10 protein-coding genes are annotated in these 8,671 nt (G+C 70.3%); 5 read left to right on the forward strand and 5 right to left on the reverse strand.

Annotated elements, in window-relative coordinates:
- The 3 genes from AC1D12_RS16880 to dapF form a co-directional block, all read right to left on the reverse strand.
- A partial coding sequence (locus AC1D12_RS16880; protein WP_477841677.1) for a site-specific integrase occupies nt 1-548 on the reverse strand: 548 nt, incomplete at its 3' end.
- 22 nt (nt 549-570) lie between these two features.
- Entirely contained in the window at nt 571-1,248 is a 678-nt protein-coding gene (locus tag AC1D12_RS16885; protein ID WP_047507834.1) for a DUF484 family protein, read from the reverse strand.
- A 20-nt stretch (nt 1,249-1,268) separates the two neighbouring features.
- Complete coding sequence (gene dapF, locus AC1D12_RS16890; protein WP_477824862.1) at nt 1,269-2,135, reverse strand: diaminopimelate epimerase; 867 nt, start codon at nt 2,133-2,135, stop codon at nt 1,269-1,271.
- A gap of 192 nt (nt 2,136-2,327) precedes the next feature.
- Between dapF and AC1D12_RS16895 the strand changes: the two genes are divergently transcribed.
- Nucleotides 2,328-2,555 (forward strand): hypothetical protein, encoded by a 228-nt coding sequence (locus tag AC1D12_RS16895; protein ID WP_477824863.1) that lies wholly within the window; start codon nt 2,328-2,330, stop codon nt 2,553-2,555.
- Entirely contained in the window at nt 2,549-3,127 is a 579-nt protein-coding gene (locus tag AC1D12_RS16900) for a DUF6630 family protein (protein ID WP_047507826.1), read from the forward strand. The genes AC1D12_RS16895 and AC1D12_RS16900 overlap by 7 nt, the downstream gene beginning before the upstream one ends.
- A gap of 31 nt (nt 3,128-3,158) precedes the next feature.
- On the opposite strand, the gene AC1D12_RS16905 is transcribed toward AC1D12_RS16900, so the two are convergent.
- Nucleotides 3,159-4,037 carry a lysophospholipid acyltransferase family protein gene (locus tag AC1D12_RS16905; RefSeq protein WP_047507823.1) on the reverse strand — a complete coding sequence of 293 codons (879 nt, stop codon included), beginning with the start codon at nt 4,035-4,037 and terminating at the stop codon, nt 3,159-3,161.
- Nucleotides 4,038-4,047: 10 nt separating this feature from the next.
- The gene (locus tag AC1D12_RS16910) at nt 4,048-4,911 is read right to left on the reverse strand and encodes a lysophospholipid acyltransferase family protein (protein ID WP_477824865.1); all 864 of its coding nucleotides are present in this window, start codon (nt 4,909-4,911) and stop codon (nt 4,048-4,050) included.
- A gap of 133 nt (nt 4,912-5,044) precedes the next feature.
- Here AC1D12_RS16910 and metK point away from each other — a divergent pair, with 133 nt between their 5' ends.
- From metK to AC1D12_RS16925, 3 genes are all read left to right on the forward strand, one after another.
- Entirely contained in the window at nt 5,045-6,226 is a 1,182-nt protein-coding gene (gene metK, locus AC1D12_RS16915; RefSeq protein WP_477841680.1) for a methionine adenosyltransferase, read from the forward strand.
- A gap of 141 nt (nt 6,227-6,367) precedes the next feature.
- On the forward strand, nt 6,368-7,366 hold the full coding sequence (locus AC1D12_RS16920) for a GGDEF domain-containing response regulator (RefSeq protein ID WP_465110606.1): 999 nt from the start codon (nt 6,368-6,370) through the stop codon (nt 7,364-7,366).
- A 159-nt stretch (nt 7,367-7,525) separates the two neighbouring features.
- Nucleotides 7,526-8,617 (forward strand): DNA glycosylase AlkZ-like family protein, encoded by a 1,092-nt coding sequence (locus AC1D12_RS16925; RefSeq protein WP_477829202.1) that lies wholly within the window; start codon nt 7,526-7,528, stop codon nt 8,615-8,617.
- The last annotated feature ends 54 nt before the right edge of the window (nt 8,618-8,671 follow it).

The following is an 8,671-nucleotide window of genomic DNA, read 5'->3' on the forward strand; positions in this document are numbered from 1 at the left end:
GGCGCTGCCGGTCGACCAGGCGGTGGCGCTGGCCGAGCCGCGCGAGGACGACGACACCGATCCGGCACTCGCTGCCCGCGACCAGTGCATCGTCGAGCTGCTGTACGGCTGACGATGCACTGGTCGCGGGCAGCGAGTGCCGGATCGGTGTCGTCGTCCTCGCGCGGCTCGGCCAGCGCCACCGCCTGGTCGACCGGCAGCGCCTTCGGCAGCGGCTTGGCGGCTTTCGGGGCGCGCACGCCGTCCACCGGGTTCATCGGCACCACGCCCTCGTGGCCGAGCCAGCGGTAGAAGCCGCGCCAGGCCGACAGCACCAGCGCGATGCTGCGCGAGCCCAGGCCCTGCGCATGCAGCTGCGCCGCCCAGCGCCGCACGTGGTGCACCTGGGTGGCGCGCAGCGACACCGGCTGCGCCTGCGCGAAGGCCTGCAGCCGCGCGAACGCATCGCGGTACAGCACGAGGCTGCGCGGCGCGAGCCGTCGCTCGGATTCGAGGTGGACGAGGTGACGCTGCAGGTCCGCGTCGAGTGCGGCGGACGGTGCAGTCATCGCGCGGGACCGGCCCAGGCCTTCAGGCGATCGGCAGCAGCCGCGACAGGCCGGCGCTCGCGATGTCGCCGATGCGCGACAGGAACTCGGTGCCCATGTCGGCGCTGTAGCGCGTCGGGTCCGGCGAGGCCAGCACCAGCATGCCGAAGGCCGGGTCGTCCTGGCGCACGCGCAGCGGGATCAGCGCGAGCGACATCACGGTCGAGACGTCGGCCAGCCACTGGGCCGCCTCGAAGCCGGAATTGACGCCGCAGTACGGCTGCGAGAGGCTGGCCGCGAAGCTGCGGGCATCCTCGCTCACCGCCTTGGCGAACGGCAGCACGTTGAACACGTCGGCCGCGCCCCAGATGCGGATCGCCGACTGCGGGATCATGAACTGGTGCTTCAACTCGGCCACCAGCACGTCGGGCAGGTCGCCGGGGTTGTGCGTCAGCATGATCGCGCGCGTCCAGCGGTGCAGCTTGTCGGCGATCGAGACGTTCTCGGTGCCGTGGCGGATCATCTCGATGATGCGCAGCTCGAGCCCCTTGTTCTTCTCGCGCAGCATTTCCATCTGCCGCTCCTGCAGCGACACGGCACGCTGCCCGTGCGGGCTGGTCAGCTGGACCGCTGCCAGCAGTTCGGCGTGGCGCTCGAAGAAACCCGGCGTGTTGGCCAGGTAGTTCGCGATGTCCTGTTCGGTGATGCCTTGGATGCTCACGGGTGGGCCCTTCTACGTCTCTACAGATGGATCACGCCGTCGAAGACGGTCGTGGCGGGGCCGGTCATCAGCACGGGCTGTTGAAGGTTGCCGGCGGCACCTTGCCATTCGATCGTGAGTCGGCCGCCGCGCGCATCGACATCGACGCGCGCATCCAGCAGGCCCATGCGGATGCCGGCGACCACGGCCGCGCAGGCGCCGGTGCCGCAGGCGAGCGTCTCGCCGGCGTCGCGCTCGTGCACCCGCAGCCGGATGTGCGTGCGCGACAGCACCTGCATGAAGCCGGCGTTCACCTTGCGCGGGAAGCGCGCATGCTGCTCGATCAGCGGGCCCTGCGTCGCGACCGGTGCGGTGTCGACATCGGCCACCACCTGCACCGCATGCGGGTTGCCCATCGACACCGCAGCCACCTCGACGGTGCCGGTGCCCACCGGCAGCGGCCACAGCGCGAAGCCGTTCAGCTCGCGCGGCGCCAGGCCGCTGGCGTCGAAGGGCAGCGCGGGCAGGTCGAACACCGGGGCGCCCATGTCGACGGTGACGCGGCCGTCGTCCTGCATGCGCAGTTCGAGCACCTGACGAATCGTCTCGACGCGGATCGTCGTCTTGGTGCTCAGGTTCTTGTCGTGCACGAAGCGCACGAAGCACCGTGCACCGTTGCCACACTGTTCCACTTCGTCACCGGTGGCGCCGTTGAAGATGCGGTAGCGGAAATCGATGCCGGGCGTCGCGCTGGCCTCGACCACCAGGATCTGGTCGGCGCCGACGCCGAATCGCCGGTCGCCCAGTGCGCGCAGCTGCGCGGCATCCAGCGCCAGCGGCGCCGCGGTGGCATCGAGCACGACGAAGTCGTTGCCGGCCCCCTGCATCTTCGTGAACTGCACTCTCATGGGCGGGGATTATCGCCGCGCGCCATGACAGCGGGCCGGGCAGGGTCGCCGTTCATCCCGGCCATCTGCCCGCCAGAACCCGGTTTCTCGAAAACATCTGGCCGCCTGCAAAAGGCCTGCACAAAGCGTGGCGAGCATGCCGAACCATGCCGGAGGCGATCGTCGCGCCGGCTGTTCCTTACGGGAGACGCGATGGACATGAACACCACTTTTTCTGGCGATGACACCGGCGCCCGCTGCGGGCCGCTGACGCGCGCCCCCGCCGTCCGGCTGAAGCTCGGCCGACGACGCCCGGTGCGCGCCGGCAGTCGACCCTGCACCTGCGGCCGCGCCTTCGCGCCGCCGTTGCGCGCCGACAAGCGCTGGCGCCTGGGCGGCGTGCCCTGCCTGATCCTGCGTCGGGAGGCGGTGCCATGCTGAAATTCCTGAAGCGATTTCGCCGCCGCGACGAGCAGGAGCCGATGTTCGTCAGCGTCCCCGGCGAACCCGTGCCGCCGACGACGACGGCACGCCAGCCCGATGAGGTGTCGTTGCTGGAATGGCTGCGCCTCGTGCTCGGCCACCTGTGCACCGAGGAGCGCCTGCGCTTGCAGCAGCGCGTGGTGAACGGCGTGCATGCCGGCGACGCTGTGCCGCAGGCGGTGCGCCATGCGCTGCTGGCCGAAGGCGGGCAGCAGGACGGCCAGTGGGCGATGCTGCTGGTCGGCGTCGACGAGATCGCCGACGTCGAGCGGCAGGGGCGCGAACTGGCGCGGGCCGCCGGCATTGCGGCGATCTACGGCTGGAACTGGCGCGAAGGGCGCGGCCGCACGCCGCGTGCGGCGCTGTTCGAACTGCACACCTGGCTGCTCGGCTTCGGCTTCTCGCTGCTGCAGATGGACACCGGCCGCCAGGAGCACGCGATGCTGATGACCACCGCGGGCGACGCCGAGGTCGCGCTCCGGCTGGGCAATGCGCTCGGCGCGCGGCTGACGCTGCCAAGGAGCGACTGAGCGGTGATCGCAGGCGGGGCGGGCGCCGCAGTCAGTACAGCGACGCCTCGCCCGCCGGCCGCGTCTTGAAGCGCTTGTGAACCCACAGGTACTGCGCCGGGTTCTTGCGGATCTCGTCCTCGATCCAGCGGTTCATCGCCGCGGTGTCGGCGACGGGATCGTCGCTCGGGAAGTGCGTGAACGGTTCGCCGAAGCGCACCCGGTAGCCCTGGCCGCCGGGCAGCATCTCGGCGATCACCGGCTGCACCACCATGCCGAGCGCACGCGCCATGCGCGACGGTGCGAGCAGCGTCGCGGCCGGCACCCCGAAGAACGGCACGAACGCGGCATCGCGCGCGCCGAAATCCATGTCGGGCAGGTTGAAGAAGGCGTGCCCCTTGCGGATCGCGCGGATCAGCGGCAACGCCTTGTCGCTGCGCGGAAAGATCTCCGCATGGTCGCCGAAGCGCATGCGGCCCTTGCGGATCGCCTCGTCCATCACCGGGTTGCTCTGCTGCTGGTACATCGAGCAGGCCGGGTGCTGCTGGAACAGCAGCGTCGCGACGCCGGCCACGTCCAGCCCCATGAAGTGCGGCACCAGCCACATCACCGGCCGCGGGCTGCGCTCGGCGAGCTTCACGTCGCCTTCGACGTGGATGATCCGCTTCAGCTGCGACATCGGCGCATACCAGAGCAGGCTGCGCTCGAGGATGCTGCGGCCCAGCCACTGGAAATGCTCGCGGGCGAGCGCGAACCGCTGCTGCGGGCTCCAGTCCGGGTAGCAGAGCTCCAGGTTGCGCAGCGCAACGCGCCGCCGCGAGCGCGCCAGCGCGAACAGCAGCCGCCCCAGCCCGCGTCCCAGCGCGGCCAGCAGCGGCAGTGGCAGGCAATGCAGCAGCCACATCGTTCCCAGCAGCAAGCGGGTTCCCATCGAGCGTTCTCTATTCTTTTTGCGCGGCGTCCGCCGGATGTTCGCGCGGCGCCTTGTATCGGTTGTAGCCCCACAGGTACTGGCCGGGGCACTGCAGTATCAGCTGTTCCATCGCCCGGTTGACGGCGCTGGCCGCCTCGGTCGGGTCGTCCGGCAGCGCGCCGGGGAATTCGAAGAAGCGCTGCACGTAGCCGGCACCGCGCGGCAGCCGCTCGCCCCAGGTCAGCAGCAGCGCGGCACCGGTCTGCTGCGCGAGCCGTGCCGCCAGCGTCATCGTGTAGGCCGGCTTGCCGAAGAAGGGTGCCCACACGCCCATGCCGTCGGGCGGCACCTGGTCGGGCAGCAGGCCGACCATCTCGCCGCGGCGCAGCGCGCGGATCATCTGGCGCACGCCCGACAGCGTGGCCGGCACCGCCTGCAGGTGCGGCCGGTCGCGGGCGGTCTCCTCGAGACGGCGCAGCCAGGCCTGGCGTGCCGGGCGGTACAGCACCGTGATCGGCTGCTGCGTGCCCCAGCGCTCGGCGATGGCCTGGGCCGTGATCTCGAAGCAGCCCATGTGCGGCGTGAGCAGCAGCACGCCGCGGCCGGACTCGAGCGCGCGGGCCACCAGCGCCTCGCCCTCGAAGCGCACCAGGGCGAGCACGCTGCGGTCGATCGGCCGCAGCCACAGCTTCGGCAGTTCCATCACCATGCGGCCGGCCGATGCGATCGCCGGGCGCCACGCGGGCCTGTCGAGCCCGGCCTGGGCGGCGTTTTCGACCATGCGGCGCCGGTAGCTGCCGGACAACGCGTAGCCCAGCCAGCCCAGGACGCCGCCGAGAAGATGCAAAAAGCCCAGCGAAAGCCCGGCAAACCAGCGCAATAGGGTTGTCATCTGTTTCTATAATCCCGCCATCGCCGAGTTATGAACTACTTGCGGGGCGATTCAAAAATCCTGCTAAAGCGTTCGCCGCTCGAAGAACCCTCAAGTCCGGCAACGCGGTTTTCAACCTTGCTGGAGTTTAAGAGTGTCGAACGACTTCCTTTTCACGTCCGAGTCCGTTTCTGAAGGCCAYCCCGACAAGGTCGCCGACCAGATCTCCGACGCCATCCTCGACGCGATCTTCAAGCAGGACCCGCGYTSSCGYGTKGCCGCCGARACGCTGACCAACACCGGCCTGGTCGTGCTGGCCGGCGAGATCACCACCAACGCGCACGTCGACTACATCCAGGTCGCCCGCGACACGATCAAGCGCATCGGCTACGACAACACCGAGTACGGCATCGACTACAAGGGCTGCGCGGTGATGGTCTGCTACGACAAGCAGTCCAATGACATCGCCCAGGGCGTCGACCAGGCGAGCGACGACCACCTGAACACCGGTGCCGGCGACCAGGGCCTGATGTTCGGCTACGCCTGCGACGAGACGCCCGAGCTGATGCCCGCGCCCATCTATTACGCGCACCGCCTGGTCGAGCGCCAGGCCCAGCTGCGCAAGGACGGCCGCCTGCCGTTCCTGCGCCCCGACGCGAAGAGCCAGGTGACGATGCGCTACGTCGACGGCAAGCCGCACAGCATCGACACCGTCGTGCTGTCGACCCAGCACAGCCCGGACCAGAGCGAGACGCCGAAGAAGATGAAGGCCTCGTTCAACGAAGCCATCATCGAGGAGATCATCAAGCCGGTGCTCCCGAAGGAGTGGCTGAAGGACACCAAGTTCCTGATCAACCCGACCGGCCGTTTCGTCATCGGCGGCCCGCAGGGCGACTGCGGCCTGACCGGCCGCAAGATCATCGTCGACACCTACGGCGGCGCCTGCCCGCACGGCGGCGGCGCGTTCTCGGGCAAGGATCCGAGCAAGGTCGACCGCTCGGCCGCGTATGCGGCGCGCTACGTCGCGAAGAACATCGTCGCGGCAGGCCTGGCGCGCCAGTGCCAGATCCAGGTGGCGTACGCGATCGGCGTGGCCCGCCCGATGAACGTGACGGTCTACACCGAAGGCACCGGCGTGCTCCCCGACGACAAGCTGGCCGCGCTGGTCAACGAGCACTTCGACCTGCGCCCGAAGGGCATCATCCAGATGCTCGACCTGCTGCGCCCGATCTACGAGAAGACGGCCGCCTACGGCCACTTCGGCCGCGAGGAGCCGGAGTTCAGCTGGGAAAAGACGGACAAGGCCCAGGCGCTGCGCGCAGCGGCGGGGCTGTAAGAGACGGCTTGTCAGACAGACGGGCCTGCGTGCAGTAGTGCGCGCAGCGCTGTCGGCGATCGCTACCGCGGCTTCAGCCGGCGGCGCGGCCCGCCGATATGCGGGACGAAGGCGTCGAGACCGGCGTCACCGGTCCTGCCCATGCCCCTCGCTCCTGCTGCTGCTTCCTCGCTGACCGTCCTCGTCGTCGACGACCAGCCCGGCGTGCGCGTCGCGCTCGTCGCGCAGCTCGATGCACTGGGCCACCGGGTGCTCGAAGCCGGCGACGCGACCTGGGCGCTGGAGCAGTTCCAGCGCCACCAGCCCGACCTGGTGCTGCTCGACGTCGTGATGCCCGGCCATGACGGCTACTGGCTGGCGCGCCAGATGCGCCAGGCCGAGTCCGGCCGCTGGACGCCGATCATCTTCCTGTCCGCGCGCGACCAGGAGCAGGACCTGTGGAAAGGCATCGAGAGCGGCGGCGACGATTACCTGGTGAAGCCGGTGTCGACCGTGGTGCTGGCCGCCAAGCTGCGCGCGATGACCCGGCTGCTGCAGATGCAGGCCCAGCTGATGCAGGTGTCGTCGGAGCTGCGCACCGCGAACCAGCGCCTGCAGCACCTGAGCGAACTCGACGAACTGACCGGCCTGATCAACCGCCGCGGCTTCGACCGCCTGCTGCATGCCGAGATCGGCGCCGCGCGGCGCGAGCAGCAGCCGCTGACGCTGGTGTTCTGCGACCTCGATGCGTTCAAGCCCTACAACGACACGCTAGGCCACGTGCAGGGCGACGATTGCCTGCGCCGCATCGGCGCGCTGCTGCGCGACGCCTGCCACCGGCCACGCGACCGCGCGACGCGCTACGGCGGCGAGGAGTTCGCGCTGATCCTGCCGAACACGCCGAAATCGGGCGCGATGACCTTCGCGCGCGCGATCCGCCGGATGCTGGCCGGCGTGGCGCTGCCGCACCCGGCCTCGCCGGTCGGCGGGCTGGTCACGCTGACCGGCGGCATCACCACCTGCATTCCCGACGCCCAGACCACCGCCGAAGGCATGGTGATGCGCGCCGACCAGGCCCTGTACGCCGCGAAGGCGCAGGGGCGGGACCGCTTCTTCAGCTTCGAGATGCAGCTCGACACGGTGGAGCAGCTGGAAAGATAGGGCCCCCCAGTCGCTATCGCTCCTGCCCCCGAGGGGCGCCTCCCTTCGGCCCGGCGGAGCCGGATCCTGGGGAGTGGCTTGATGGAGCGCCTCGCTTTCGCGGGCGCGGCCGAGGACTGGTGACACCAACTGGCAACCGGATGCCGCATCATTCCGGCCATGCCGATCACCCTCGACCACCTGCGGCGCTACGCCGTCGCCCGCACGCTCTTCAAGCCGACCACGCTGCTGCGCGCGATCCGCCAGCTGGGGTTCCTGCAGGCCGACCCGATCCGTTCGCCGGCGCGCGCGCAGGACCTGACGCTGCGCCACCGCGTCAAGGGCTACCGCGCGGGCGAGCTGGAGCGCCGCTACGCGAAGCTGCCGATCGAGGAGGACTGCCTCGTCAACTACGGCTTCCTGCCGCGCGAGCACCTGGCGCTGATGCACCCGCGCGTCGCCACGACGGTGTGGGACCGCGCCACGCAGCGCCGCGCCGCCGACGTGCTGGCCTTCGTGCGCGAGCGCGGCCGCGTGCACCCGCGCGAGGTCGACGATCATTTCGCGCACGGCCGCGTCACCAACTACTGGGGCGGCTCGTCGAACGCCAGCACCCACCTGCTCGACGGCATGCACTACCGCGGCATGCTGCGCGTCGTGCGGCGCGATGCGGGCATCCGCGTCTACGAGGCGGTCGAGCATGCGCCGGCCGACGACAGCCCCGGCGAACGGGCGCGCCGCGCCGCCGCGCTGCTGGAATTGATCGTGCGCAAGTACGCGCCGCTGCCGGCGCGCAGCCTGACCCACCTGACCGCGTTGCTGGGCTACGGCGCACCGCACCTGAAGACGCAGACGCAGGCGGCGATGAAGCTGGCGCGCGAGCAGCTCGCGAGCCTGCAGCTCGATGGCGTCACCTGGTACTGGCCGGCCGACGAGAACCCGGCCTCGCGCCGCCATGCGCCCGATGACGCGGTGCGGCTGCTCGCGCCGTTCGACCCGGTGGTCTGGGACCGCACCCGCTTCGAGCTGCTGTGGGGCTGGGCCTACCGCTTCGAGGCCTACACGCCGGCACCGAAGCGCAGGTTCGGCTACTACGCGCTGCCGCTGCTGTGGCACGACCGCGTGATCGGCTGGGGCAACCTGTCGATGGTCGGCGGGCGGTTGACGCAGCAGCTCGGCTACGTCGACGGCCGCGCGCCGCGCGACCCGGCGTTCAAGGCCGGGCTGGCCGACGAGATCGAGCGCATGCGCAGCTTCCTCGGGGTCGACTGAGCTTCAGCCGCCGGCCTGCAGCGGCCGCTGCCGCGCCGCGAGCGACGCCGCCAG

It is taken from the genome of Rhizobacter sp. P1_G5 (genome assembly GCF_056405435.1).